The following is a 23,532-nucleotide window of genomic DNA, read 5'->3' as shown; positions in this document are numbered from 1 at the left end:
AGGTTTGATTGAAATCGCATAACGGCCGGAAGCAACGCTCCGGCCGTTTCTCGTCTCACGGACTTGATTGCTGCTGCATCAGCGCCTTCACCCACACCACGATCCGCTCTGTCAGAAAGCCCGTGGTCTGCGGCGATATTGCATCGCCTGCAATGACGTGGTTGTCCGGATCGCCCGTATCGTCGACCGGCACCAGTTCGTGCGGACCGCCCCAGCGGCCGGCGACCTCGCGCGTGCGGTCCGGCCGGACCACCTTGTCGGCATCCGAGAAGATGAACAGGGCAGGGATGGTCGCCTTCTCGACCGGCGCGCGATAGGCGAGCTCGGTGAGCGCAGCCATCGGCAAGGCCGCCGCGATCGGATATTTGGTGGTCCAGAATTTTTCGTGCAGCGCATTGCGCGCCGGAAAACTGCGCTCCCTGCCGCCGACGAGTTCGGCAATCTCTCTGCCCCAAGGCAGTGTAAGGACCTCGGCGCCCGACGCCTTGACGCCGAAATTAGGCGAGATGAATGCGATTGCCGCGACGCCGTCGGGAGCACCAGGCTGGGCTGCAGCCCATGTCGCCAGTGAGGCGCCAGTCGAGGTGGCGATAACGATCACCTTCTCGCCGATCGCGCGCCCGATCGCCAGTGCCTCCTCATAGTCGTTGATCCAGGCATTCACGCTGCCTTCGGCCATGGCCGCGCCGTCCTGCCCGTGGCCGGTCAGGCGGGTGTAGAAGAGATTGGCCTCGATCTCCCCGGCGACGTCGTCCGGCAGCGGCCGGATCTCGCCCTTGGATGCCGAAAACCCGTGGATGTAGACGATCGCAAGCTTGGTCTTGGCGTGAACCAACGGATTCGCCCAGATGATCTCCTTGTCCAACCCGTCACGGATATTGGGTACGGCCGCTTCTTCGCGCGCCAGATAGGCCTGCGGATCGTCGCCGATCGCCGAAGGATCGAAACGGATCGTCGTATCGACCGCCACGCGTGGGCCGAGGTAAAAGCCTGAGAGGAGGATAACGACGAGACCCAGTACCGCAAGCAAGATCCGTCGCCCCATGACCGACTCCAAGCAACAATTCTCAACCTATGGCGGTGCCCACCGAGAGGCAATCTCTCCCGGATCAGCGGATGTCGTGCAAAAGCCTGCGAGGGTTTTGCGAAACGACTTGCATAGAAAGGCATAAAGCGCGTTGCCTGAATGCGTTTCAGCGCGAGGCGCTTTACGCCGCTTTGTCCGTTGGACTTTTTTCGCCCGGCGTCTTGCGGTCGAAATACAACGGCCGTCCCCGCCAGCTGGTGGTCAGCCCGATCACCAGTCGGCCTACGGGTCGCGGCAGCAGGCCCAGCAGCTTCAGCGGCCAGCTTATGTGATAGGGGAAGGTGACTTCGAAGCCTCCCCTCCGGATGCCGCGCGCCATGCGGCGCGATGCCCGGTGAACAGGCATCAGGCCCGGCATCGGCAGCATGTTCTTCTCGGTCAGCGGCGTGTCGACGAAGCCCGGATTCATCACCTGGATGCGGATGTTCATCTTGTCGAAGTCGTATTTTAGCGATTCCGCCAGGATGTTGATTGCCGCTTTGGTGCCGCCATAGGCGGCGGTGGTCGGCCAGCCGGAATAGGCCGTGACCGACCCGACCAGGACGACATGCCCGCGTCCTCGCGTGCGCATATAGTCGACCGCAGGCACCAGTCCGTTGACGATGCCGAAATAATTGACGGCGAAGGAACGATGAAAATCGCGCACCACGAGATGCTCACCGGGGGTGGCGATGTAGTTGCCGGCGTTGAAGACGGCGAGCACGATCGGCCCCATGTCTTTCTCGATCGCCGCGACAGTGCGTGCCATCCCTTCTTCGTCGGTCACATCGCAGGGAAAGGATTTCACGTGGCCGGCCATCTGCGCGGTCTCAACCAGCAGCGTATCGGCTGGATCGCTGGCCAGCGCCGTCACCGCGACGGCATAGCCTTGCCTCGCCAGGTCCTTGGCCAGCGCCCGGCCGAGGCCGCTGCTGCCGCCCGTGATCCAGGCGACACCGTCTTTCGGGTTGGCCCGGTAGAGTGTCATTGGAAGTCCTGCGAATTATCTGGGCTAGTGCTCTAGCGGCGAAGAAATGGGATGAAAAGAGCGCTTTTGGATGACATCGTTGAAATGCTCGGGAGCATTGCAGCGTCCCGAATGCGACTGGACCAGGCAAAATCTTGCCTTGAAACCGCGGCTTCCGGTTTTTAGGGTCTCGCCGCACGCATAAAGGAATCCCCATGCCCCGTAATGTGATCGAAGCGATCGGCAACACCCCCCTGATCCGGCTCAACAAGGCTTCGGACGCAACCGGCTGCGAGATCCTGGGCAAGGCCGAATTCATGAATCCGGGACAATCGGTCAAGGACCGTGCAGGCCTCTTCATCATCAGGGACGCCGAACATCGCGGATTGCTGAGGCCCGGTGGTGTCATCGTCGAAGGGACCGCCGGCAACACCGGCATTGGCCTCACGCTGGTCGCCAAGGCGCTCGGCTACCGGACAGTCATTGTCATCCCCGACACGCAAAGCCAGGAGAAGAAGGACACGATCAAGATCCTGGGAGCCGAGCTGATCGAAGTGCCGGCCGTGCCGTACAAGAACCCGAACAACTATGTGAAGCTTTCGGGGCGGCTCGCCGAGCAGATGGCACGGTCGGAGCCGAACGGCGCGATCTGGGCGAACCAGTTCGACAATGTCGCGAACCGCGACGGCCACATCCGCACGACTGCCGAGGAGATCTGGACCCAAACCGGCGGCAAGGTCGACGGCTTCGTGTCCGCCGTCGGCTCCGGCGGCACGCTCGCCGGCGTTGCGCTCGGGCTCAAGGCCAAGAGCAGGCACGTCAAGATCGCACTTGCCGATCCGTTGGGTGCTGCGCTCTACAGCTTCTATACCAGCGGTGAGCTGAAAGCCGACGGCAGCTCGATTACCGAAGGCATCGGCCAGGGTCGCATCACCGCCAATCTCGACGGCTTCACGCCGGACTTCTCCTACCAGATACCGGACGAGGAGGCATTGCCGATCATCTTCGATCTGATCCAGGAAGAGGGACTGTGCGTCGGCGGCTCGACGGGCATTAACATCGCCGGCGCCATTCGGCTGGCGCGCGAGCTTGGCCCCGGCCATACCATCGTGACGATCCTCGCCGACTACGGCACGCGCTACCAGTCGAAGCTGTTCAATCCCGAGTTCCTGCGAAGCAAGAACCTGCCGGTCCCAGGCTGGATGGACGAAAAAACCAGCATCCCGGTGCCGTTCGAAAAGGTGGCCTGATGGCGCAGAGAACCGAAGCGCTGTTTCGCGACGACGCCTATCTGAGCACGGCGGAGGCGCAAGTCGTCGCCATCAATGACCGCGGCGGCATCCTTCTCGACCGCACGATCTTCTATGCCACGTCGGGCGGACAGCCAGGCGATACGGGCATGTTGGAGCGCGCCGACGGCAGCCGCATCGCGATCGCCGCCACCATGACCGGCGAGACCAAGGACGAGATCATCCATGTGCCGGCGCCTGAACAGGCCCTACCGGCCGTCGGTGAAAAGCTGAAGCTCGACATCGACTGGCGGCGGCGGCATCTTCTGATGCGTATGCACTCCGCGTGTCATCTGCTCACCGTCGTCTGCCCGTTTCCGATCACCGGGGCAGCGGTCGCCGAGGACGACAGCCGCGTCGATTTCGACATTCCCGATGCCGGCTTCAGCAAGGAGGACGTGACAGCGAGGTTGATGGAGCTTGTGCGGGCCAACCATCCCGTCTTCACGCGGCTGATCACCGACGAGGAACTTTCGGCCAATCCCGGGCTTGTCAAATCGAAGAACGTGCGGCCGCCCGTCGGCACCGGCCGCATTCGCTTGGTCTGCATCGGCGAGAATGCCTCAATCGACAGTCAGCCTTGCGGCGGCACCCATGTGAAGAGCACCGGCGAAATCGGCGAGATCCATATCGGCAAGATCGAAAAGAAGGGCCGCGAGAACAGGCGCTTCCGCATCCGCTTCGGGCCGATGCCGACGAATTGACGAGCAACACCTACCACAGTCGCGAGGAGCGGCAGGAGAGGAAAAATGGCCGAAGACAGCCCATTCATCGTCGATGCGGATTGGCTCGAGAAGCGGTTGGGAACGCCAGGACTGACCATCATTGACGCGTCCTGGTACCTGCCGGCGCAGAAACGCGACGCCCGCGCCGAGTATGACGACGCCCATATTCCAGCTGCGCGCTTCCTCGATCAGGACGCCGTTTCGGACCCGGATTCCAAGCTGCCGCACACATTGGCGTCGCCCCAATATTTCGCGCAATATGTCGGCTCGATGGGTGTTTCGGCCGACGACACGATCGTCATCTATGACGGTCCAGGCTATTTCTCGGCGCCGCGCGCCTGGTGGATGTTCCGCGTCATGGGCGTCTTCCAGGTCTATATCCTGAATGGCGGCTTCGACCGCTGGAAGGCGGAAGGGCGGCCGGTAACGGCGGAGCAGACCCGGATCGCACCTTGCGTCTTTTATGCCGATTTCGATGCAAGCCGGGTTGTCAGCCTCGACGAAATGCGCCGGATCGTTGGAAGCGGAGAAAGCCAGATCGCCGATGCGCGCTCACCCGGGCGTTTCGCCGGCACCGATCCCGAACCGCGTCCCGGCGTCCGTTCCGGCCATATGCCGGGCGCTCGCAATGTTCCGGTTGCCGCGCTTGCCGAGAATGGCGAACTGCTACCCAAGGACCGCTTGCGCATGGTCATTGAGGAGGCCGGCATCGATCTTACAAAGCCGGTCGTCACCTCGTGCGGATCTGGCATCACCGCGGCGGCGATCACGTTGGCGCTGGAGACGCTTGGCCATACCGACAACAGGCTGTACGACGGCTCATGGACCGAATGGGGTGGGCTGAGCGACACGCCCGTGGTGACGGGCAAGGAATGACGGCGATGGAAAACGGTGGACCGAAGGATATCGATGTCACGGTCACATTCCTCGAAATGCACGCACCGCCGGCTTCATCTCCCCCGCTGCCCTACAACCGGCAGATCGCCTTGCTGAGGACCAAGGACATTCCGCTGCATTTCTACCGCTACCTGATGGATCGCGTCGGGCGCAAATGGCACTGGGTCAACGTGCTTAGACTGAGCGACGAGGAACTGGCCGCCGGCCTGCATCGTGAGGACCGCGACATCAGCGTGCTCTACCTCGACGGCTCTCCCGCCGGCTTCTTCGACCTCAAGCCGCATCTGCCCGAGGAAGTGGAACTCGCCTATTTCGGTATGATGGAACATGCTCACGGCCAGGGTATCGGCCGCTGGTTCCTGGGAGCGGCCATCTCGGCTGCATGGTCGTATGGGCCGAAGCGCATCACCGTGCAGACCTGCACGCTCGACCACCCGGCGGCGCTGCCGCTTTACCAGAAGCTTGGCTTTACGCCGGTTGCGCAGAAGAAAGAGGTCGTGCATCCGCTGACCTTCGCCGAGCGCTCCGCAAGCGTCATGCGGCCGTAGCTAAGGGGAAGCGCGGCGCAGTCGGCTGCCTCGATGCCGCTTACGCAACGGGCGGCGGCTGGCCCTCGGCAGCCACGTGTCGATGCAAGCCCAGCGGGGCGCCTTGGTCGTCCGGATCGTCGCTGCGGGCCGTATCATGCTCGGATCATCGCCCGACCTCAGCCGGCCGCGCGCCGCACCCTTCTTCTGCGATCATCATGGCGCGGAGCGCGGTCCATGGCGAGACCGATAAGTCTAGTATCGTGATTTCGGGTTCGTAATTCGATACTGCGCTTCGAGCGACGCACGAAGCGCTTGGCAGGAATCGGGTGGGAGACGCTGTCGGCTCGGCATAGTTTCCGGCCAAGGACACCGGAGAATTTTGCCATGAGCATCCAGTTCAACGCCCTGCCGACCGAAGCCGTGCGCGCCTTACAGCGGGGAGGGCCCGACGCTTACGGCCACACGCCAGAGCGAAGGATTTCGGACGGCGATGGCGTGCCGTGCCGGCATTGCATGAAGAACGTCGCAACCGGCGATAGCTATCTCATCCTCGCCTACCGGCCGTTCCCGGAGCTTCAGCCTTACGCGGAGATCGGACCGATCTTCCTGCATGCGAACGAATGCCAACGCGCCGCGGAGGCGGATGCACTGCCTGAGATGCTCCAAAGCAGCGACTACATAGTGCGCGGTTATGGCAAGGACGACCGCATCGTCTACGGCAGCGGCGCCGTCGTTCCGACCGGCGATATCGCGGCCCGCGCCGAGACTTTGTTCGAGCGCGACGACATAGCCTACATTCACGTCCGTTCGGCACGGAACAATTGCTACCAGTGCCGCATCGAACGAGCTTGATCGCCGGCAAAAAAATGCCCGCCGGTGGTCTGGCGGGCCGTTGGAAGTCTGTGACAGAAGCCTTCGGCCCGAGCCGCCGGCGGGGCCGGTTTTCACCGGAACCGAGGGCGACCGTAGCCATCAGGTAGCGAAATCTCTCTAGGCAGGTTTCTCGGGTCCCGAATGTGAAGCATTTCACACAAGAGGCACCGGATTCGCTCGCTGGCTGAGCGGCGGCCCGCATGCCCCCGCAAACTGTCGTACTCCCGTCGCATAACCGCGCTAGAAGGGCGGTCGTTGATCGATGGCCGACCGCGGATGGACCGGCGGCACATCGCAACATCGAGGAAGCGGGGCTCTGGCTCCGCTTTTTTGTTGCCCGGACTCTTCGCGCAAAGGACCGGTTGGAAACACGATAAAAAACGCCCGCCGGAAGAACCGGCGGGCGATAGAAGGAAGCTTTTATCGAGGGCAATTCCAGGAAAGCTCTGTAGCAGCGGTACCGTCCGGAATTGCGTGACAAATAATTTCAGGCGGCCAGCACCGCCTTCGGTTCGACCATCTCGTAACCCAGCGCTTCGGCGACTGCACGATTGGTGATCTTGCCCTTGTGGACATTGAGGCCGTTGCGGAGGTGATGGTCGTCGACCAGCGCCTTCAGGCCCTTGTCGGCGAGCTGCAGGCCGTGATGCAGGGTGGCGTTGTTCAGCGCATGCGCCGAGGTAACCGGAACCGCGCCCGGCATGTTGGCGACGCAGTAGTGGATCACGCCGTCGACCTCATAGGTCGGGTCGGCATGGGTCGTGGCGTGCGAGGTCTCGAAGCAGCCGCCCTGGTCGATGGCGACGTCGACGAGCACCGAGCCCTTCTTCATGCCGGAGAGCATTTCGCGGGTGACCAGCTTGGGTGCGGCGGCGCCCGGGATCAGCACGGCGCCAACGACTATGTCAGCCGAGAAGCACTCGTCTTCGAGCGCCTCGACGGTCGAGTAGCGGGTATGGACACGGCCGCCAAAAATGTCGTCGAGCTGGCGCAGGCGCGGGATCGAGCGGTCGATGATGGTGACGTCGGCGCCGAGGCCGGCAGCCATCTTGGCAGCGTGCAGGCCGACGACGCCGCCGCCGAGCACGGTGACCTTGCCGGGCAGCACGCCGGGAACGCCGCCGAGCAGCACGCCGCGGCCGCCATTGGCCTTCTGCAGCGCGGTCGCGCCGGCCTGGATCGACAGGCGGCCGGCGACTTCCGACATCGGCGCGAGCAGGGGAAGACCGCCGCGGTCGTCGGTGACCGTCTCATAGGCGATCGCCGTGACGCCCGAAGCGAGCAGGCCCTTGGTCTGCTCCGGATCCGGGGCGAGGTGGAGGTAGGTGTAGAGGATCTGGCCGTCGCGCAGCTGCACCCATTCGTTGGGCTGCGGCTCCTTGACCTTGACGATCATGTCCGACTTGGCGAACACGTCGGCCGCTGCCTTGGCGATCGTGGCCCCGGCGGCGCGATAGGCGTTATCGTCGGCGCCTATTCCGGCGCCGGCGCCAGCCTCGACAAGCACTTCGTGGCCGTGCGCGACATATTCGCGGACCGAGCCGGGCGTCAGACCGACACGGTATTCATGGTTCTTGATTTCCTTGGGGCAGCCGACGCGCATCTACTTCTCCTGTCCGGCCCTCGAAAGGGCGCTCTCCCTGACATTTCCGGGCATGCCGCCAATCCCAACCCGCCGCGCAGTTTTGAGGCGACATGCATGAGACGCAGTGAAGCATGAATCGTTCCGTATGTGTTTGCGAATGCACTTGCTGCAGCGTCCGGCCTTCGATAATCTTTGCGCAAAATGCCGGATTATTCGCAGGAATCTCGAAAAATGCCGCTCGATAGGATTGATATCGCCATTCTGGAGACCTTGCAGAAGGATGGCCGGATCCCCAATGCAGCGCTTGCCGAAAAGGTTGGGCTGTCACAGTCGGCCTGCTCCAGGCGCCTGGACAATCTGGAGAAATCCGGAACCATCCGCGGCTATCACGCGCGGCTGTCGAATGCCGCGCTCGGCCATCAGATGACGGCGATCGTGCATATATCGTTGTCGGGGCAGTTCGAGAAGACGCTGTCCGATTTCGAAGCGGCGATCAAACGCTGCCCGAACGTGCTTTCCTGCCATCTGATGTCGGGCGAATACGACTATATCCTGCGTATAGCGGCCAAGGACCTTGCCGACTATGAGCGCATCCACAAGGAATGGCTGTCGGCGATGCCGCATGTGACGAAGATCAACTCGTCCTTCGCCCTGCGCGAGATCGTCGACAGGACGGCGGTGGGGTTGAGGCCCGAAATGGCTTAGCTGAAGTCAGAGCGTTGCATCGTTTCACGGGAACCCCGAACCGCTCATTTCTTTGCTTTGCGCAATTACGGACGGAAAACCGCTACACACTTTTCTTGGAACTGCATTAGGCTCCGGCCGCCTCGGTGACCACCTTGGTCATCGGGATGTCGTGCGGTTGCGGATAGATGGTGGGAATGCGCTGCAATTCGTAGCCGACGCCGATCACCAGCGGCCTGAACGGCATGGCGGCGAGCGTACGATCGTAGAAACCGCCGCCATAGCCCAGCCGGTAGTTGCTGGGATCGATGCCGACTACCGGCGAGATCACGATATCGGGCAGGACAGGATCACCCTCGGCCGGGATCGGGATGTTCCAGACGCCCTTCTCCAGCCGGTCGCCCGGCGCGTAGGCGCGGAACACCAAAGGCTGGCCCTTCTCGATGACGACGGGCAGCGCGGTGCGGCCGCCGCGCGCATTGATCGACGCCATAAAGCCGCGCAGGTCCGGCTCGCCGCGGAACGGCCAGTAGAGGCTGACCATAAGGCCGGCAACCTTGCCGACCAGCATATCGAGGCCCTCGGCAATCCGCTGTGACATTGCCGCGCGTGCATCGGCGGAAACCGCAAGCCGCGCGCCGATCAGCCGCTCACGCTCCGCCTTGCGCCAGCGCCGGACATCGGTCCAGTCGGACAGCGGCATCTGATAGGCCGGGTCGAGCTCATGCATGAAACAAGGCGGCGAAGCGTATTGCGCCGGGCCGTCGTCATCGCGATTGTCAGACATGCTCCACTCCTATCGTTCTGCTCCACGCTATACCCGGCGTTCCGGGGGCGACATGCGCGTACACGACACCGGGCGACGACTCCCGGGCACTGACATGGCCAGCGGTGGCGTTGTTGCGGTGCACAAAAATGCTTACATCTAGGCAATCGGGTTGCTTTGGGCGAGGTGGCTGAAAATGGACGAAGCCAAGCATCATGTCGTGATCGTCGGCGCCGGGTTCGGCGGTCTCGAACTTACCCGCGCGCTGGCCGGCGCACCGGTGCGCATCACCATGATCGACAAGCGCAATCACCACTTGTTCCAGCCGCTGCTCTACCAGGTGGCGACCACCGCGCTGGCGACTTCCGAGATCGCCTGGCCGATCCGTCATCTGTTACGCAAGCGCAAGGACGTGACGACGCTTCTGGGTACGGTCATCGGTGTTGACCGCGCAGGCAAACGCGTGCTGCTCGATGACGGGAGCGCAGTCGGCTACGACACGCTAGTGCTCGCCACCGGCGCGCGCCACGCCTATTTCGGCCATGACGAATGGGAGCCATTCGCGCCCGGGCTGAAGACGCTGGAAGATGCCACCACCATCCGGCGCCGCATCCTGCTCGCCTTCGAGCAAGCCGAGCGCGAGACCGATCCCGCCAGGCGCCAGGCATTGCTGACGCTGGTCATCGTTGGCGGCGGACCGACCGGCGTGGAGCTTGCCGGCACCATTGCAGAGCTTGCGCATGACACGCTGCGCGGCGAATTCCGCAACATCGACACGCGGCAGGCACGCGTTGTGCTGATCGAAGCCGGTGACCGTGTGCTCGCAAATTTCGCACCGGAGCTCTCGGCCTATGCTCAAAAGGCGCTGGAGCGGCTTGGCGTGACGGTCGAGCTTGGCCGTGCCGTCACGCAGTTGGATGCCGAGGGCGTCGTCTTTGGCGATACCTACCTGCCGGCAAAGACGATTTTATGGGCAGCCGGCGTCGCCGCTTCGCCTGCGGCGGAATGGCTGGGAGCGCCCGCCGACCGGGCGGGCAGGGTGCTGGTCGAGCCCGATCTCACCGTGCCGGGCAGCCCGGAGATATTTGTTATCGGCGATACGGCGCATCTGCTGCGACCGGACGGCAAGCCGGTACCGGGCGTGGCGCCGTCCGCCAAGCAGGAGGGCAGGCATGTTGCTGCAACGATCAAAGCGAGGCTCGATGGCGACGCAACGCCACGCCCTTTCCGCTACAAGCATGCTGGCGACCTGGCGACGATCGGCAAACGCGCGGCCGCCATCGATTTCGGCTGGATCAAGCTCACCGGCTGGCTCGCATGGTGGCTCTGGGGGATAGCGCACATTTATTTCCTGATCGATTTCCGCAATCGGCTCGCAGTGTCGCTCAGCTGGCTATGGATATATTTTACCGGACAGCGCAGCGCGCGCCTGATCACTCAGGGTGACGACGACAAGAGCTGATTGCTTTTCATCGACGCGTCACCTTGTCGTGATCAACAGACATCCAACAGACATGGACTCGAAATGCCTTCGGCGGCATGTTCCGATTGAGGGGCAGGGCATGTCGCGTTGTCTAAGAGGAGGAAAACAATGTCACTTTTGCCCGTCTCTCGCCGCGAATTCCTGGCCGGAGCCGCCGCCAGCGGAGCGCTGATCATGCTGCATCCGTTCTCCGTCCGGGCCGCAGCCAATCAGGCGCATCTGAGGATCATGGAGACGACCGACATCCATGTGAATTTGCTGCCTTATGATTATTACGCCGACAAAGCGAACGACACGATGGGCCTGTCGCGCACGGCCTCGCTGATCGACGGGGTGCGCAAGCAAGCCACCAATGCGATGCTGATCGACAACGGCGACCTGTTGCAGGGCAATCCGATGGGCGACTACATCGCCTATGAAAAGGGCATGAAGGACGGCGACCTGCATCCGATCATGAAGGGCATGAACCTGCTCGGCTATGAATGCTCGACCCTCGGCAACCACGAATTCAACTACGGCCTGTCCTTCATGGACAAGGTGTTGGCCGGCGCCAATTTCCCCTTCGTATGCGCCAACCTGATCCGGGGCACCACGCTCGCCACGAACCCGCGCGACGACAAGCTCTACCTCAAGCCCTATGTTATCCTCGACAAGAAGATCAAGGACGGCTCCGGCGCCGAACAGCCGATCAAGATCGGGGTCATCGGGTTCGTGCCGCCGCAGATCATGGTCTGGGACCTGAAAAACCTGGAAGGCAACGTCCAGACCCGCGACATTGTCCAGGCGGCCAAGGCCTGGGTACCGCAAATCCGTGAGGAGGGCGCCGACATCGTCATTGCGCTTTCGCATTCCGGCATCGATATCAAGCAGGGCGACATGATGGAGAACGCCTCCTTCTTCGTCGCCGGCGTCGAAGGCATCGACGCGGTCTTCACCGGGCACCAGCATCTCGTCTTCCCCGGCAAGAAGGATTTCCAGGCGCTGGAAGGCGTCGACACCGAAAAAGGCACTCTGCAGGGCAAGCCGGCGGTGATGGGCGGCTTCTGGGGCTCGCATATGGGCCTGATCGACCTGCTTCTTGAGCGCGATGGCTCGAAATGGCGCGTCGTCTCGGCCACCTCCGAGGCGCGGCCGATCTATGAGCGGGTCGACAGCAAGAACAAGGCTACGGTCGGCGACGACAAACGCATCATCGCGGCGCTCGAGCAGGATCACGAGGCGACGCTCGCCTATGTCCGCCGCCCCGTCGGCAAGACGTCCGCGCCGCTCTATTCCTATTTCGCTTTGGTCGCCGACGATCCCTCGGTGCAGATCGTCAATCAGGCGCAGAGCTGGTATCTCAAGGATATTCTGAAGAGCACAGAGTGGAAGGACGTGCCGCTCCTCTCTGCGGCGGCACCGTTCAAAGCAGGCGGCCGCAACGGCGCCGACTACTATACCGACGTTCCTGTCGGCGATATCGCCATCAAGAACGTCGCCGATCTCTATCTTTATCCGAACACCGTGCGCGCGGTCGAAATCACCGGCTCGCAAGTCAAGGAATGGCTGGAGATGTCGGCCGGCATCTTCAACAGGATCGAGCCCGGGAAGGCGGATCAGCCGCTGATCAACACCGAGTTCCCCTCCTACAATTTCGACGTCATCGATGGCATCACCTACAAGATCGACCTGTCGCAGCCACCGAAATACGATACGAAGGGCGCCGTCGCCAATGCCGGCTCCAGTCGCATCGTCGATCTTAAATTCGGCGGCAAGCCGCTCGATCCGGCAGCGAAATTCGTGGTTGCCACCAACAACTACCGCGCTGGCGGCGGCGGCAATTTCCCTGATATCAATGCTTCGAAGATCATCTATGAGGCGCCGGACACCAACCGCGACGTGATCGTGCGCTACGTCATCAGCGAGGGCACGATCAATCCGTCGGCGGACGACAACTGGTCGTTCGCGCCGCTGCCTGGAACCAGCGTTGTCTTCGAGACCGGACCCAGGGCCAAGGATTTCATCGGTCAGGTGAAGTCGCTGAAGATCGAGCCGGCGGGCGAGGGTGAGGCGGGGTTTGCCAAATACCGCATTACCCTTTGATGTTGCGCGGCCGGGCCGGCCTGATTTGGCTAAGGCGAAGGGGTGGTCGCGGGCGTGGTAGCGGCCCGGGGAAGGCCGGCTGGATCGACGTGCCGAGCGGATCGCTGGGCACGGTCAGCGGCGCCATTCCTCTCGGGTGGCGAATCTCCTGGATGGTCGATGTCGGCGTGTTGTTGACAAGGTCGCTGGCCCCCGGTGTCAGCGTCGGGGCAGTCAGCGCGCCCAGCGGGTCATTGGTGACTGTGGGCAAGGATACTTTTGCTTCAGCGGCACTTGCCGAGATCACGGCAAGCAGCAGCACGGCGACGGCTACGGTGCGGTTCAAGGAAGCCTCCTGTTGCGAACGACGCTCGGCGCTCGCCCGAGGATGCAGTGAGGGCGCCGGACAGTCGGAAAAATGCGGTTGCATCACGTTCGCATGAGACATTTGTGCTCGCACCGCAGCTCTCCAGGTAGCCGGCGCTGGGTCCCATGACGCCGGAAAGGTGCGTCGATTACAAAGCAGTGAATTGGAACGATTGCCGTGAAGGCGCTCTGGTTCGGTTTGAGGACATACGCTAGCTTTAGCCATGCGTTATGTGATCGTTATCGTCGCCATCACGTTCTTCCTGATCTGGGACGGCCTCTACAACCAGGGCCAATATCTCGACGCGACCGTCAGGGAGATGTCGCGCATCGTGCGTTACGTCACCGGCGCTGCCTGAGGCCCCGACGCTGCCGCTCAAATAGCGGGCGCGACATCGTTGCCGGTTGACGCGACGGCCTTGCTCCCACAAAACGCGTTCATCCGTCGATCAAGGAGGCTGGGTTTGATCCGGCACATCGTTTTCTTCAGCGTGCGGCGCAAGGAGGATGTGGAGGCCGTCCGGTCAGGGCTGCAGGAACTGGGCAAGATTCCACATTCGAAACACTTCGAGGTGACGCTCAATACCAAGGTCGATCTGTTCTCAAACGCGATCGACGTGGTCGTCTATGCCGAATTCGAGGACGAGGCAGCGCTCGCAGCATACAGGGCGCATCCGATCTATGCGGAGACGACAGGCAGGGTTAAACCGTTGCGCGAGCTGCGTTATTCGGCCGACGTCGTGGCCGCCGCCTGAGCCGCGCCGTCCGCTCGCCTTGGACGCCAGGCCTTGAACCGATTTCCGCAATGGTGCACACCGCGCCGGCATGACGAAAACTCCGCCCCATCCGCTCGACCATCTCGTTCTGCCCACGCGGAGCCTCCACATTGCAAGGCAGCGCCTCTCGTCGCTCGGCTTCGTCGTCGCCCCGACCGGCGTCCATCCTTTCGGGACCGAGAACGCTTGTGTCTTCTTCACCGACGGCACCTATCTGGAACCGCTGGCCGTCGGCGATGACAAAACGGCCGATCGGGCGATGGGCGAAGGCAACGTCTTCGTCGCGCGCGACCGCCTTTACCGCAGCAGGCTTGACGACGAGGGCTTCTCCGCGGTCGTCTTCGGGACCGCCGATGCAGATGCCGACCACGCGCGCTATGTCGAAGCGGGGCTGTCGGCTGGCAACATGTTGAGCTTTTCGCGCGCCTTCACCGACACCACGGGCAAAAGCGACACGGCATCGTTCAAACTGGCATTCGCGGCCGATAGAAAAGCACCGGACGCCTTCCTGTTCGCCTGCCAGCGCATCAACGCGCCGCAGATCGACCGCACCGCACTGCAGGCACATGCCAATGGCGTGACCGGCATCGTTGAGATCGTGGCGGTGAGCGACGAGCCTTCGAGCCAGAGGGGACTGATATCGATCGCTGCCGGCCAGGACGCGAGCGACGGCGACAGGACTGACCTGCCAAACGCGACCCTGGCCGTTCTGACGCCCGACGCTTTTGCCGCACGGTTCGGTGCTTCGGCAAGGCAGCCTTCGGACCTGCGATTTGCGGCCGTCATCTTTGCGGTTCGCAGCGTCGCCGCAGCTACCCAGCTACTTGCGGCAAACGCGATAGAGCACAACATGAGCGACGACGATGTCGTCGTGCCGCCGGCACCCGGTCAGGGCGCGGCCTTCATCTTTCGGGAGATCCCATGAGCGAGCCCCTTGCGCCCAATGCCGCGGTAAGCGTCGGCAAGGTGGTTTTCGCCAACAATGCGCCCTTGTCGCTGATCGCAGGCCCCTGTCAACTCGAGTCGCGCCAGCACGCCTTCGACATGGCCGGCGCACTGAAGGAACTAACCACAAGGCTCGGTATCGGGCTGGTGTACAAGACGAGCTACGATAAGGCCAACCGCACCTCGCTCGGCGGCGCGCGCGGTGCCGGGATCGAGGCGGCGATGCCGATCTTCGACGACCTGCGCAAGGAGTTCGGACTGCCGGTGCTGACCGACGTCCACACCGAGGAGCAATGCGCATTGGTCGCGCCGCATGTGGATGTGCTGCAGATACCGGCCTTTCTCAGCCGGCAGACGGATCTGCTGATTGCGGCGGCGCGCACCGGCAAGGTGGTGAACGTCAAGAAGGGTCAGTTCCTGGCGCCATGGGACATGAAGAATGTCGTCGCCAAGGTCACCGGTTCCGGCAACGCCAACGTGCTGGTCACCGAGCGCGGCGCCTCCTTCGGCTACAACACACTGGTGTCGGACATGCGAGCGCTGCCGATCATGGCCGAGATCGGCGCGCCGGTGATCTTCGACGCCACCCATTCCGTGCAGCAGCCGGGCGGGCAGGGCGGCTCGACCGGTGGCGAACGACGCTTTGTCGAGACCCTCGCGCGCGCCGCCGTGGCGATCGGCGTTGCCGGCGTGTTCATCGAAACCCACCAGGATCCGGACAACGCCCCCTCGGACGGCCCCAACATGGTGCCCTTGAAGAATCTTCCCGCATTGCTGGAAAGGCTGATGGCGTTCGATCGGATCGCCAAGAGGCCGTAGCAGGGCAGCCGAAAATCTGGAACCTTCGCCCGCTCCCCTCATTGTCCACAACGGACAATCAAATGAGAGGAGCACAGCAATGACCACTCCGTCTGGCCACACCGAAGCCATCGCCGCCTCACGCGTCATCGGCACCTCGGTCTACAACACCGCCGGCGACAGCATCGGCAGCATTGAGGACGTGATGCTCGACAAGATGTCGAACGGGATCATGTTCGCGGTTATCGGCTTCGGCGGCTTCCTCGGCATGGGCGAGAAGTATCACGCCATTCCGTGGGCAAGCCTCGACTATGATGAAAACATGGGCGGCTACGTCGTGCCTTTCACCAAGGAACAGCTCAAGGCGGCACCGGCCTACTCGATCGAGGAATTGACCGGCGCCGATGGTGAAGCGGCCCGCGACGCATCCTTCGAATACTACCACGTGAAGCCTTACTGGCACTGATCGGCCTGAGCGGCTGCTTCCAGAATCGAGAAGGCCCCCGGGTCCGGGGGCCTTCGAGCGTTGAGGAACCTATTCAGCGGTCCGAAGGGTGGATAGCTCCGTGGAGTTCTGCTGAGGCTTCTGGGTGTCGCAGGACGTTAGGAACGCCGCCGCGATCAGGAACAAACTCACGATACCGCTCAACTGAGACATGGCGAAACTCCTCGTGTTTCGCCCCGCGCAAACACGACCATAAATCAGAAGGGCGAGTCGCGCGCATGACTAATGATGACAAAGATTTGCGCTTCGTGAATCTTGTCGCCTGCAATTATTGCGGACCGCCCAATTGCCTTTTGCCGGGCTTTGGCTAAGAGGGGCGCGACGCTTCAATCGATCAATCGGGGACATCGCAATGACCGCCATCATCGACATTGTCGGGCGTGAAATCCTGGACAGCCGTGGAAATCCGACCGTCGAGGTCGACGTGGTGCTGGAAGACGGCTCGATGGGCCGCGCCGCCGTTCCGTCGGGCGCCTCGACCGGCGCGCATGAGGCGGTCGAGCTGCGCGACGGCGGGCCGCGCTATCTCGGCAAGGGAGTCCAGGGCGCCGTCGAGGCCGTGAACGGCGAGTTGTTCGAGGCGATCGGCGGCATGGAAGCCGAGAACCAGATCCATATCGACCAGACGATGATCGAGCTCGACGGCACTCCGAACAAGAGCCGGCTCGGCGCCAACGCCATCCTCGGCGTGTCGCTGGCGGTGGCCAAGGCCGCCGCCGAGGCCGCCGGGCTGCCGCTCTACCGCTATGTCGGCGGCGCCAAGGCGCACATCCTGCCGGTGCCGATGATGAACATCATCAATGGCGGCGCTCATGCCGACAACCCGATCGACTTTCAGGAATTCATGATCCTGCCGGTCGGCGCGCCGACGCTGCGCGACGGCGTGCGTTGGGGCTCTGAAATCTTCCATACGCTGAGGAAGAAGCTGAAGGATGCCGGCCACAACACCAATGTCGGCGACGAGGGCGGTTTCGCCCCCAACCTGAAGAGCGCGCCGTCGGCCCTCGATTTCATCATGGAATCGATCGAGAAGGCCGGCTTCAAGCCGGGCGAGGACGTGGCGCTCGGCCTCGACTGCGCGGCGACCGAGTTCTTCAAGGACGGCAACTACGTCTATGAGGGCGAGAAGAAGACCCGCGATCCGAAGGCGCAGGCCAAATACCTCGCCAAGCTCGCTTCCGATTATCCGATCGTCACCATCGAGGACGGCCTTGCCGAGGACGATTGGGAGGGCTGGAAATACCTGACCGATCTGATCGGCAAGAAGACCCAATTGGTCGGCGACGATCTGTTCGTCACCAACACGGCGCGACTGCGCGACGGTATCCGCATGGGCGTCGCCAACTCGATCCTGGTCAAGGTCAACCAGATCGGCTCGCTCACCGAAACGCTCGACGCGGTCGAGACCGCGCACAAGGCCGGCTACACCGCCGTCATGTCGCACCGCTCGGGCGAGACCGAGGATTCGACCATTGCCGACCTCGCCGTCGCCACCAACTGCGGGCAGATCAAGACCGGCTCGCTGTCGCGCTCAGACCGCATGGCCAAGTACAACCAGCTCATCCGGATCGAGGAAGAGCTCGGCCGGCAGGCGCGCTACGCCGGCAAGTCGGTGGTCAAGGGCTGATCCGGACAAACTGTCTTGGTTGTTGAAAGAGGCGGAGAGGCGGGTTTCCCCGCCTCTTTTTGTTTCGGCAGGTCTCAGTCCAGCCAGCCGTAACCGTCCATTAAGCACAATCGGGCGAAAAAAGACTCGAACAGCCGCTTGCGCTCGCGGCCGAAAGGGGTCGGGTCATGTGGACACGTCAGCACAAGCAGAGAAACACCGGCAAGCTGATCGTTCCGTCGCTCTGCGTGCTGTTTCTCGCCTATTTCGGCTTCCATGCCTATCACGGTGAGTTCGGCATCTACTCCAAATATCGGCTGCAGGCACAGGCGGCCGAACTCCAGACTCAGCTCGACGCGGTCAAGGCGCGCCGGATCGACTTCGAACGTCGTGTCCAGCTCATGCATGAAGGCACGCTGGAAAAGGACATGCTTGACGAGCAGGCCCGAAAGGCGCTCAATCTGTCCCATCCGGACGAAATCACCATCATGCTGCCGGCTTCGGCAAAATAACCGAATTTCGGTTAATCAAACTTATTAGCAATGATTCTAATCGCTTAGGATGCATGTCAGCCATGCATTTTTCAGCATGGCGCATTGCATTCTTGCGTGTTAGCCTCGCTCAAATCGGTGGGGAGACGGGTCGCTCTCCCTTGAATGTCCGCGAAGAGACGCCAACAGGGAGTGATGTATGGCCACCGCCGCCAGAAAAGCGCCTGCCAAGTCCAAATCCAGATCCGACGGCAAATCGTCGGCCCTTTCCACCCCCAAGCCAGCCGACTTCACCAAAGAAGAAGAGCTCTCCGCCTACCGGCACATGCTGCTTATTCGCCGCTTCGAGGAGAAGGCGGGCCAGCTTTACGGCATGGGCTTTATCGGCGGCTTCTGCCACCTCTATATCGGCCAGGAGGCCGTCGTTACCGGCATGAAGATGGCGCTGATCGAGGGCGACCAGATGATCACCGCCTATCGCGACCATGGCCACATGCTGGCTATGGATCTGTCGCCGCGCGGCGTCATGGCCGAGCTCACCGGGCGCCGTGGCGGCCTGTCGAAAGGCAAGGGCGGCTCCATGCACATGTTCTCCAAGGAGAAGCATTTCTATGGCGGCCACGGCATCGTGGGCGCGCAGGTGTCGCTGGGCACAGGCCTGGCCTTCGCCAACCGCTACCGCGACAACAAGAATGTCTCGCTGACCTATTTCGGCGACGGCGCCGCCAACCAGGGCCAGGTCTATGAAAGCTTCAACATGGCCTCGCTGTGGAAGCTGCCGGTAATCTACATCATCGAGAACAATCGCTACGCCATGGGCACATCGGTGTCGCGCTCATCCGCCGAGACCGACTTCTCCAACCGCGGCGCTTCCTTCAAGATTCCCGGCATGCAGGTCGACGGCATGGACGTTCGCGCGGTCAAGGCAGCCGGCGACGTCGCCGCCGAATGGTGCCGCGCCGGCAACGGCCCGCTGATCCTCGAGATGCAGACCTATCGCTATCGCGGGCATTCGATGTCCGACCCGGCGAAGTATCGCTCCAAGGAAGAAGTGCAGAAGATGCGCTCGGAGCACGACCCGATCGAACAGGTCAAGGCGCGCCTGATCGATAAGAGGTGGGCGAGCGAAGACGATCTCAAGGCCATCGACAAGGAGGTCCGCGACATCGTCGCCGACGCCGCCGAATTTGCCCAGCACGACGCCGAGCCGGATCCGTCCGAGCTCTGGACCGACATCGTACTCTAAGGAGGGCACGGACATGCCGATCGAAATTCTCATGCCCGCTCTCTCGCCGACGATGGAAGAGGGCAATCTTTCCAAGTGGTTGAAGAACGAAGGCGACAAGGTCGTCGCCGGCGACGTCATCGCCGAGATCGAGACCGACAAGGCGACGATGGAGGTCGAAGCCGTCGATGAAGGCACGCTCGCCAAGATCGTGGTTCCGGCCGGCACCGAAGGCGTCAAGGTCAACGCGTTGATCGCCGTGCTTGCGGTCGACGGCGAAGACGTCGACAAGGCCGGCGAAGGCATCGGCGAAGAAGAGCCCAAGGCTGAAGCGGCCGCGCCGGCACCGGCGCCCGCCGCGGCCAAAAGCGAGGCGGCTGCGCCTGTCGCCGCCGCGCCGAAGGCGGAAGTCGCGGCCGATCCGGACATCCCTGCCGGCACCGAAATGGTCTCGACCACGGTGCGCGAGGCGCTGCGTGACGCGATGGCCGAGGAAATGCGCCGCGACGGCGATGTCTTCGTCATGGGCGAGGAAGTTGCCGAATACCAGGGCGCCTACAAGATCACGCAAGGCCTGCTGCAGGAGTTCGGGCCGCGCCGCGTCGTCGATACCCCGATCACCGAGCATGGCTTTGCCGGCGTCGGTGTGGGCGCGGCGATGGCAGGCCTGAAGCCGATCGTCGAGTTCATGACCTTCAACTTCGCCATGCAGGCGATCGATCAGATCATCAATTCGGCCGCCAAGACACTCTATATGTCCGGCGGCCAGATGGGCGCGCCGATCGTCTTCCGCGGCCCGAACGGCGCCGCGGCCCGTGTCGCCGCCCAGCACTCGCAGTGCTACGCCGCCTGGTACAGCCACATCCCCGGCCTGAAAGTGGTGATGCCTTACACGGCCGCCGACGCCAAGGGCCTGCTCAAGGCCGCGATCCGCGATCCGAACCCGGTCATCTTCCTCGAGAACGAGATTCTCTACGGCCAGTCCTTCGACGTGCCGAAGCTCGACGATTTCGTGCTGCCGATCGGCAAGGCGCGTGTGCACAAGCAGGGCAGGGACGTCACCCTCGTCTCCTTCGGCATGGGCATGACCTATGCGGTCAAGGCCGAGGCCGAACTGCGCGGCATGGGCCTTGACGCCGAGATCATCGATTTGAGAACCGTCCGTCCGCTCGACTTCGATACCATCATCGCCTCGGTCAAGAAGACCAACCGGCTGGTCGTGGTGGAGGAAGGCTTCCCGCAGAGCTCGGTCGGCGACCACATCGCCAGCCAGGTCTCGCAGCGCGCCTTCGACTTCCTCGATGCGCCGGTCATCACCATCGCCGGCAAGGATGTGCCGATGCCTTACGCGGCGAACCTCGAAAAGCTGGCGTTGCCCAATGTCGGCGAGGTCGTCGAGGCGGTCAAAGCCGTCACCTATCGCTGAGCCGGTCGGGAGGACAACATGCCAATCAACATCACCATGCCGGCTCTCTCGCCCACCATGGAAGAGGGCAATCTCGCCAAGTGGCTGGTCAAGGAAGGCGATCATGTTGCGCCCGGTGACGTGATCGCGGAGATCGAGACCGACAAGGCGACCATGGAAGTCGAAGCCGTCGATGAGGGCACAGTCGCTAAGCTGGTCGTTCCGGCAGGCACCGAAGGCGTCAAGGTCAATGCGGTGATCGCCATTCTGGCAGGCGAAGGCGAGGACGCCGGTGCTGCCGCAAAGAGCGATGGCGGTGCGGCGCCCAAGGCGGAGGCTCCGAAAGCGGACCCTGCGAAGGCCGAGGCCCCCAAGGAAGCGCCGAAGCCGGCGGCCGCGCCGGCGAAGGCCGAGCCTGCACCGGTCGCCAACGGCCACGCCGGCGGCGAGCGCGTGTTCGCCTCCCCGCTCGCCCGCCGCATCGCCAAGGATGCCGGTGTCGACGTGAAGGGGCTTAGTGGCTCCGGTCCGCATGGCCGCGTGGTGAAGGCCGATGTCGAGGCGGCGATCGCTTCCGGCGGCGCCAAGGCTGCGCCTGCCGGCAAGGCTCCTGCCGGTGCGCCTGCAGGCGCTCCTGCCCCCGCGCCGAAGCCGATGTCGGACGATCAGGTGCTGAAACTCTTCGCCGAAGGCTCCTACGAGCTCGTCCCGCACGACAATATGCGCAAGACCATCGCGCGCCGCCTGGTCGAAGCCAAGAGCACCATTCCGCATTTCTATCTGACGCTCGATTGCGAGCTCGATGCGCTGCTCGCGCTGCGCACGCAGCTCAACGCCGCGGCCCCGATGCGGAAAACCGAGAAGGGCGAGGTCCCGGCCTACAAGCTCTCGGTCAATGACATGGTGATCAAGGCGATGGCGATGGCGCTGATGGCGGTGCCGGACGCCAACGCCTCCTGGACCGAAAACGCCATGGTCAAGCACAAGCACGCCGATGTCGGCGTCGCCGTGTCGATACCCGGCGGCCTGATCACGCCGATCATCCGCCACGCAGACGAAAAGACGCTGTCCGTCATCTCCAATGAGATGAAAGATCTGGCAAGCCGTGCCCGCAGCCGCAAGCTGAAGCCCGAGGAATACCAGGGCGGCACCACGGCCGTGTCCAATCTCGGCATGTTCGGCGTCAAGGATTTTGCCGCCGTTATCAACCCGCCGCACGCCACGATCCTTGCGGTCGGCGCCGGCGAGGAGCGCGCCATCGTGAAGAAAGGCGAGATCAAGATCGCGACCATGATGTCGGTGACGCTGTCGACCGATCACCGCGCCGTCGACGGCGCGCTCGGTGCGGAGCTGCTCGGCGCCTTCAAGCGCATGATCGAAAACCCGATGGGCATGCTGGTCTAGGACAGGAAAAGGGCGGTGCGGAAATTCTTCACCAGCCTTTTCGCCTTCATTCTTTCCGGTGTGGCTGGCGGCTTGGTTGCACAGCAACTGGCCGCCATCACCGGCGCGACCGATGAGTATATCCTTGTATTTATGTTGGTGGTGCTGACGACAGTTATCGTCACGATCCTCTTCTTTGTAGCGCAGCTGATGACAGAGCCGCTTGCTGCAGTTGGCAAAGTGGGGAAATGGACACTGATCGCGTTCACCGTGCTTCTTGTGGCGCTGGTCGCAGTGATAGGCTTCTGGGAAGAAAGTCCGGCAGCTGCGAAAGAAGATATGCCGATAGTCGCCGGCCTTGGCTTGCCGAGTTTGGTGACCATCATCGTGCAATGGCTATTCGTGCGCTGGCGGCTCAAGCGTGCGGCGGCAGCGTTCGGCAGGGGTGGGGCAAGCGCATGAAGACAATTCTCTGTTACGGCGACTCGGTGACCTGGGGCTACGACGCTGGCAGCCTCGGGCGCCTTGCGCTGGAGGACCGCTGGCCGAGCGTTCTCAAGACGGCGCTGGGCGACGGCATCGAGGTCATCGCCGAAGGGCTGAACGGCCGCACCACTGCCTTTGACGATCACCTCGCCGGTGCCGACCGCAACGGCGCGAGAATGCTGCCGACGATCCTCACGACGCACGCGCCGCTCGACCTGATCATCATCATGCTGGGCGCAAACGACATGAAGCCGTGGATCCACGGCAATCCCGTAGCCGCAAAGCAGGGTATGCAGCGCCTGATCGATATCGTGCGCGGCCACGACTATCCGTTCGACTGGCCGGCTCCGCAGATCCTCATTGTCGCGCCGCCCGCGGTGACGCGCACCGAGAATGCCGAATTCAAGGAAATGTTCGCCGGCGGCGATGACGCCTCGAAGCGGCTGGCGCCGCAATATTCCTCGCTTGCCGACGAGGCCGGCTGCGGCTTCTTCGACGCCGGCTCCGTCGCCGTCACCACGCCGCTCGACGGCGTCCATCTCGATGCCGAAAACACGCGGCGGATCGGTCAGGCGCTGGCGCCCCTCGTGCGTGTGATGCTTTCCTTCTAACTCCGAGAA

Annotated in this window: 25 protein-coding genes; 20 read left to right on the top strand and 5 right to left on the bottom strand. The window is 62.9% G+C overall.

All coding sequences use genetic code 11. The features are described 5' to 3' along the window. Nucleotides 1–55: 55 nt before the first annotated feature. Entirely contained in the window at nucleotides 56–1,045 is a 990-nt protein-coding gene (locus EJ078_RS00425; protein ID WP_127403585.1) for an alpha/beta fold hydrolase, read from the bottom strand. A gap of 163 nt (nucleotides 1,046–1,208) precedes the next feature. Then, nucleotides 1,209–2,054, bottom strand: coding sequence for an SDR family oxidoreductase (locus EJ078_RS00420; RefSeq protein ID WP_066989643.1), 846 nt, complete (start codon nucleotides 2,052–2,054; stop codon nucleotides 1,209–1,211). 194 nt (nucleotides 2,055–2,248) lie between these two features. On the opposite strand from EJ078_RS00420, the gene EJ078_RS00415 reads away from it, so the two are divergent. From EJ078_RS00415 to EJ078_RS00395, 5 genes are all read left to right on the top strand, one after another. After that, complete coding sequence (locus EJ078_RS00415) at nucleotides 2,249–3,283, top strand: cysteine synthase A (protein WP_127403584.1); 1,035 nt, start codon at nucleotides 2,249–2,251, stop codon at nucleotides 3,281–3,283. Then, nucleotides 3,283–4,026, top strand: coding sequence for an alanyl-tRNA editing protein (locus EJ078_RS00410; RefSeq protein WP_127239786.1), 744 nt, complete (start codon nucleotides 3,283–3,285; stop codon nucleotides 4,024–4,026). The genes EJ078_RS00415 and EJ078_RS00410 overlap by 1 nt, the downstream gene beginning before the upstream one ends. Nucleotides 4,027–4,071: 45 nt before the next feature. After that, a complete protein-coding gene (sseA, locus tag EJ078_RS00405; RefSeq protein ID WP_127239787.1) occupies nucleotides 4,072–4,923 on the top strand; it encodes a 3-mercaptopyruvate sulfurtransferase in 852 nt (283 codons plus the stop codon). Nucleotides 4,924–4,928: 5 nt separating this feature from the next. After that, complete coding sequence (locus EJ078_RS00400) at nucleotides 4,929–5,492, top strand: GNAT family N-acetyltransferase (protein ID WP_067321624.1); 564 nt, start codon at nucleotides 4,929–4,931, stop codon at nucleotides 5,490–5,492. 366 nt (nucleotides 5,493–5,858) lie between these two features. Further along, on the top strand, nucleotides 5,859–6,326 hold the full coding sequence (locus EJ078_RS00395) for a DUF1203 domain-containing protein (RefSeq protein ID WP_127216616.1): 468 nt from the start codon (nucleotides 5,859–5,861) through the stop codon (nucleotides 6,324–6,326). A 508-nt stretch (nucleotides 6,327–6,834) separates the two neighbouring features. Here the strand turns inward: EJ078_RS00395 and ald are convergent. Beyond that, nucleotides 6,835–7,950, bottom strand: coding sequence for an alanine dehydrogenase (gene ald, locus EJ078_RS00390; protein WP_095800687.1), 1,116 nt, complete (start codon nucleotides 7,948–7,950; stop codon nucleotides 6,835–6,837). Nucleotides 7,951–8,163: 213 nt separating this feature from the next. On the opposite strand from ald, the gene EJ078_RS00385 reads away from it, so the two are divergent. Then, nucleotides 8,164–8,637, top strand: coding sequence for an Lrp/AsnC family transcriptional regulator (locus EJ078_RS00385; RefSeq protein WP_059188527.1), 474 nt, complete (start codon nucleotides 8,164–8,166; stop codon nucleotides 8,635–8,637). A gap of 106 nt (nucleotides 8,638–8,743) precedes the next feature. On the opposite strand, the gene EJ078_RS00380 is transcribed toward EJ078_RS00385, so the two are convergent. Continuing rightward, on the bottom strand, nucleotides 8,744–9,403 hold the full coding sequence (locus tag EJ078_RS00380; protein WP_095800688.1) for a 5-formyltetrahydrofolate cyclo-ligase: 660 nt from the start codon (nucleotides 9,401–9,403) through the stop codon (nucleotides 8,744–8,746). Nucleotides 9,404–9,578: 175 nt separating this feature from the next. Between EJ078_RS00380 and EJ078_RS00375 the strand changes: the two genes are divergently transcribed. Then, complete coding sequence (locus EJ078_RS00375; RefSeq protein WP_127216617.1) at nucleotides 9,579–10,844, top strand: NAD(P)/FAD-dependent oxidoreductase; 1,266 nt, start codon at nucleotides 9,579–9,581, stop codon at nucleotides 10,842–10,844. 129 nt (nucleotides 10,845–10,973) lie between these two features. Further along, complete coding sequence (locus EJ078_RS00370; RefSeq protein ID WP_127240739.1) at nucleotides 10,974–12,947, top strand: bifunctional 2',3'-cyclic-nucleotide 2'-phosphodiesterase/3'-nucleotidase; 1,974 nt, start codon at nucleotides 10,974–10,976, stop codon at nucleotides 12,945–12,947. Here the strand turns inward: EJ078_RS00370 and EJ078_RS00365 are convergent. Beyond that, nucleotides 12,937–13,272 carry a hypothetical protein gene (locus EJ078_RS00365; RefSeq protein ID WP_127217529.1) on the bottom strand — a complete coding sequence of 112 codons (336 nt, stop codon included), beginning with the start codon at nucleotides 13,270–13,272 and terminating at the stop codon, nucleotides 12,937–12,939. The genes EJ078_RS00370 and EJ078_RS00365 overlap by 11 nt on opposite strands. A gap of 244 nt (nucleotides 13,273–13,516) precedes the next feature. On the opposite strand from EJ078_RS00365, the gene EJ078_RS30630 reads away from it, so the two are divergent. The 12 genes from EJ078_RS30630 to EJ078_RS00310 all read left to right on the top strand — a co-directional run bounded on the left by EJ078_RS30630 (nucleotide 13,517) and on the right by EJ078_RS00310 (nucleotide 23,523). Further along, the gene (locus tag EJ078_RS30630; protein WP_259979787.1) at nucleotides 13,517–13,651 is read left to right on the top strand and encodes a hypothetical protein; all 135 of its coding nucleotides are present in this window, start codon (nucleotides 13,517–13,519) and stop codon (nucleotides 13,649–13,651) included. Between the two features lie 105 nt (nucleotides 13,652–13,756). Next, complete coding sequence (locus EJ078_RS00360; protein WP_066989660.1) at nucleotides 13,757–14,047, top strand: Dabb family protein; 291 nt, start codon at nucleotides 13,757–13,759, stop codon at nucleotides 14,045–14,047. A gap of 70 nt (nucleotides 14,048–14,117) precedes the next feature. Beyond that, entirely contained in the window at nucleotides 14,118–14,993 is an 876-nt protein-coding gene (locus tag EJ078_RS00355; protein ID WP_067321395.1) for a VOC family protein, read from the top strand. Continuing rightward, a complete protein-coding gene (gene kdsA / locus EJ078_RS00350) occupies nucleotides 14,990–15,832 on the top strand; it encodes a 3-deoxy-8-phosphooctulonate synthase (RefSeq protein ID WP_067321392.1) in 843 nt (280 codons plus the stop codon). Before EJ078_RS00355 ends, kdsA begins: the two co-directional genes overlap by 4 nt. A 79-nt stretch (nucleotides 15,833–15,911) precedes the next feature. Then, complete coding sequence (locus tag EJ078_RS00345; RefSeq protein ID WP_066989666.1) at nucleotides 15,912–16,277, top strand: PRC-barrel domain-containing protein; 366 nt, start codon at nucleotides 15,912–15,914, stop codon at nucleotides 16,275–16,277. Nucleotides 16,278–16,668: 391 nt separating this feature from the next. Beyond that, nucleotides 16,669–17,943, top strand: a complete 1,275-nt coding sequence (gene eno, locus EJ078_RS00340) for a phosphopyruvate hydratase (protein WP_066989668.1) — start codon at nucleotides 16,669–16,671, stop codon at nucleotides 17,941–17,943. Nucleotides 17,944–18,110: 167 nt separating this feature from the next. Further along, the gene (locus EJ078_RS00335; protein ID WP_066989670.1) at nucleotides 18,111–18,434 is read left to right on the top strand and encodes a septum formation initiator family protein; all 324 of its coding nucleotides are present in this window, start codon (nucleotides 18,111–18,113) and stop codon (nucleotides 18,432–18,434) included. Nucleotides 18,435–18,612: 178 nt separating this feature from the next. Then, nucleotides 18,613–19,659, top strand: coding sequence for a pyruvate dehydrogenase (acetyl-transferring) E1 component subunit alpha (pdhA, locus tag EJ078_RS00330; protein WP_067321386.1), 1,047 nt, complete (start codon nucleotides 18,613–18,615; stop codon nucleotides 19,657–19,659). Nucleotides 19,660–19,672: 13 nt separating this feature from the next. After that, nucleotides 19,673–21,064, top strand: coding sequence for a pyruvate dehydrogenase complex E1 component subunit beta (locus EJ078_RS00325; RefSeq protein ID WP_208721044.1), 1,392 nt, complete (start codon nucleotides 19,673–19,675; stop codon nucleotides 21,062–21,064). An 18-nt stretch (nucleotides 21,065–21,082) separates the two neighbouring features. Then, on the top strand, nucleotides 21,083–22,447 hold the full coding sequence (locus tag EJ078_RS00320; protein WP_067321380.1) for a pyruvate dehydrogenase complex dihydrolipoamide acetyltransferase: 1,365 nt from the start codon (nucleotides 21,083–21,085) through the stop codon (nucleotides 22,445–22,447). A 15-nt stretch (nucleotides 22,448–22,462) separates the two neighbouring features. Beyond that, nucleotides 22,463–22,888, top strand: a complete 426-nt coding sequence (locus tag EJ078_RS00315) for a hypothetical protein (protein WP_127217038.1) — start codon at nucleotides 22,463–22,465, stop codon at nucleotides 22,886–22,888. Then, the gene (locus tag EJ078_RS00310; RefSeq protein WP_127217039.1) at nucleotides 22,885–23,523 is read left to right on the top strand and encodes an SGNH/GDSL hydrolase family protein; all 639 of its coding nucleotides are present in this window, start codon (nucleotides 22,885–22,887) and stop codon (nucleotides 23,521–23,523) included. The genes EJ078_RS00315 and EJ078_RS00310 overlap by 4 nt, the downstream gene beginning before the upstream one ends. Nucleotides 23,524–23,532 lie beyond the last annotated feature (9 nt).

It is taken from the genome of Mesorhizobium sp. M1A.F.Ca.IN.022.06.1.1 (genome assembly GCF_003952605.1).
Taxonomy (GTDB): Bacteria; Pseudomonadota; Alphaproteobacteria; order Rhizobiales; family Rhizobiaceae; genus Mesorhizobium.
Note: the sequence above shows the minus strand (reverse complement) of the source record. Positions and strands in the feature narration are given on the sequence as shown.

What these genes read in the sequence shown, in the direction of transcription:
- EJ078_RS00425 (WP_127403585.1), bottom strand. Translation starts at nt 1,045, where the DNA reads ATGGGGCGACGGATCTTGCTTGCGGTACTGGGTCTCGTCGTTATCCTC.
- EJ078_RS00420 (WP_066989643.1), bottom strand. Translation starts at nt 2,054, where the DNA reads ATGACACTCTACCGGGCCAACCCGAAAGACGGTGTCGCCTGGATCACG.
- EJ078_RS00415 (WP_127403584.1), top strand. Translation starts at nt 2,249, where the DNA reads ATGCCCCGTAATGTGATCGAAGCGATCGGCAACACCCCCCTGATCCGG.
- EJ078_RS00410 (WP_127239786.1), top strand. Translation starts at nt 3,283, where the DNA reads ATGGCGCAGAGAACCGAAGCGCTGTTTCGCGACGACGCCTATCTGAGC.
- sseA (WP_127239787.1), top strand. Translation starts at nt 4,072, where the DNA reads ATGGCCGAAGACAGCCCATTCATCGTCGATGCGGATTGGCTCGAGAAG.
- EJ078_RS00400 (WP_067321624.1), top strand. Translation starts at nt 4,929, where the DNA reads ATGGAAAACGGTGGACCGAAGGATATCGATGTCACGGTCACATTCCTC.
- EJ078_RS00395 (WP_127216616.1), top strand. Translation starts at nt 5,859, where the DNA reads ATGAGCATCCAGTTCAACGCCCTGCCGACCGAAGCCGTGCGCGCCTTA.
- ald (WP_095800687.1), bottom strand. Translation starts at nt 7,950, where the DNA reads ATGCGCGTCGGCTGCCCCAAGGAAATCAAGAACCATGAATACCGTGTC.
- EJ078_RS00385 (WP_059188527.1), top strand. Translation starts at nt 8,164, where the DNA reads ATGCCGCTCGATAGGATTGATATCGCCATTCTGGAGACCTTGCAGAAG.
- EJ078_RS00380 (WP_095800688.1), bottom strand. Translation starts at nt 9,403, where the DNA reads ATGTCTGACAATCGCGATGACGACGGCCCGGCGCAATACGCTTCGCCG.
- EJ078_RS00375 (WP_127216617.1), top strand. Translation starts at nt 9,579, where the DNA reads ATGGACGAAGCCAAGCATCATGTCGTGATCGTCGGCGCCGGGTTCGGC.
- EJ078_RS00370 (WP_127240739.1), top strand. Translation starts at nt 10,974, where the DNA reads ATGTCACTTTTGCCCGTCTCTCGCCGCGAATTCCTGGCCGGAGCCGCC.
- EJ078_RS30630 (WP_259979787.1), top strand. Translation starts at nt 13,517, where the DNA reads ATGCGTTATGTGATCGTTATCGTCGCCATCACGTTCTTCCTGATCTGG.
- EJ078_RS00355 (WP_067321395.1), top strand. Translation starts at nt 14,118, where the DNA reads ATGACGAAAACTCCGCCCCATCCGCTCGACCATCTCGTTCTGCCCACG.
- kdsA (WP_067321392.1), top strand. Translation starts at nt 14,990, where the DNA reads ATGAGCGAGCCCCTTGCGCCCAATGCCGCGGTAAGCGTCGGCAAGGTG.
- EJ078_RS00345 (WP_066989666.1), top strand. Translation starts at nt 15,912, where the DNA reads ATGACCACTCCGTCTGGCCACACCGAAGCCATCGCCGCCTCACGCGTC.
- eno (WP_066989668.1), top strand. Translation starts at nt 16,669, where the DNA reads ATGACCGCCATCATCGACATTGTCGGGCGTGAAATCCTGGACAGCCGT.
- EJ078_RS00335 (WP_066989670.1), top strand. Translation starts at nt 18,111, where the DNA reads ATGTGGACACGTCAGCACAAGCAGAGAAACACCGGCAAGCTGATCGTT.
- pdhA (WP_067321386.1), top strand. Translation starts at nt 18,613, where the DNA reads ATGGCCACCGCCGCCAGAAAAGCGCCTGCCAAGTCCAAATCCAGATCC.
- EJ078_RS00325 (WP_208721044.1), top strand. Translation starts at nt 19,673, where the DNA reads ATGCCGATCGAAATTCTCATGCCCGCTCTCTCGCCGACGATGGAAGAG.
- EJ078_RS00320 (WP_067321380.1), top strand. Translation starts at nt 21,083, where the DNA reads ATGCCAATCAACATCACCATGCCGGCTCTCTCGCCCACCATGGAAGAG.
- EJ078_RS00310 (WP_127217039.1), top strand. Translation starts at nt 22,885, where the DNA reads ATGAAGACAATTCTCTGTTACGGCGACTCGGTGACCTGGGGCTACGAC.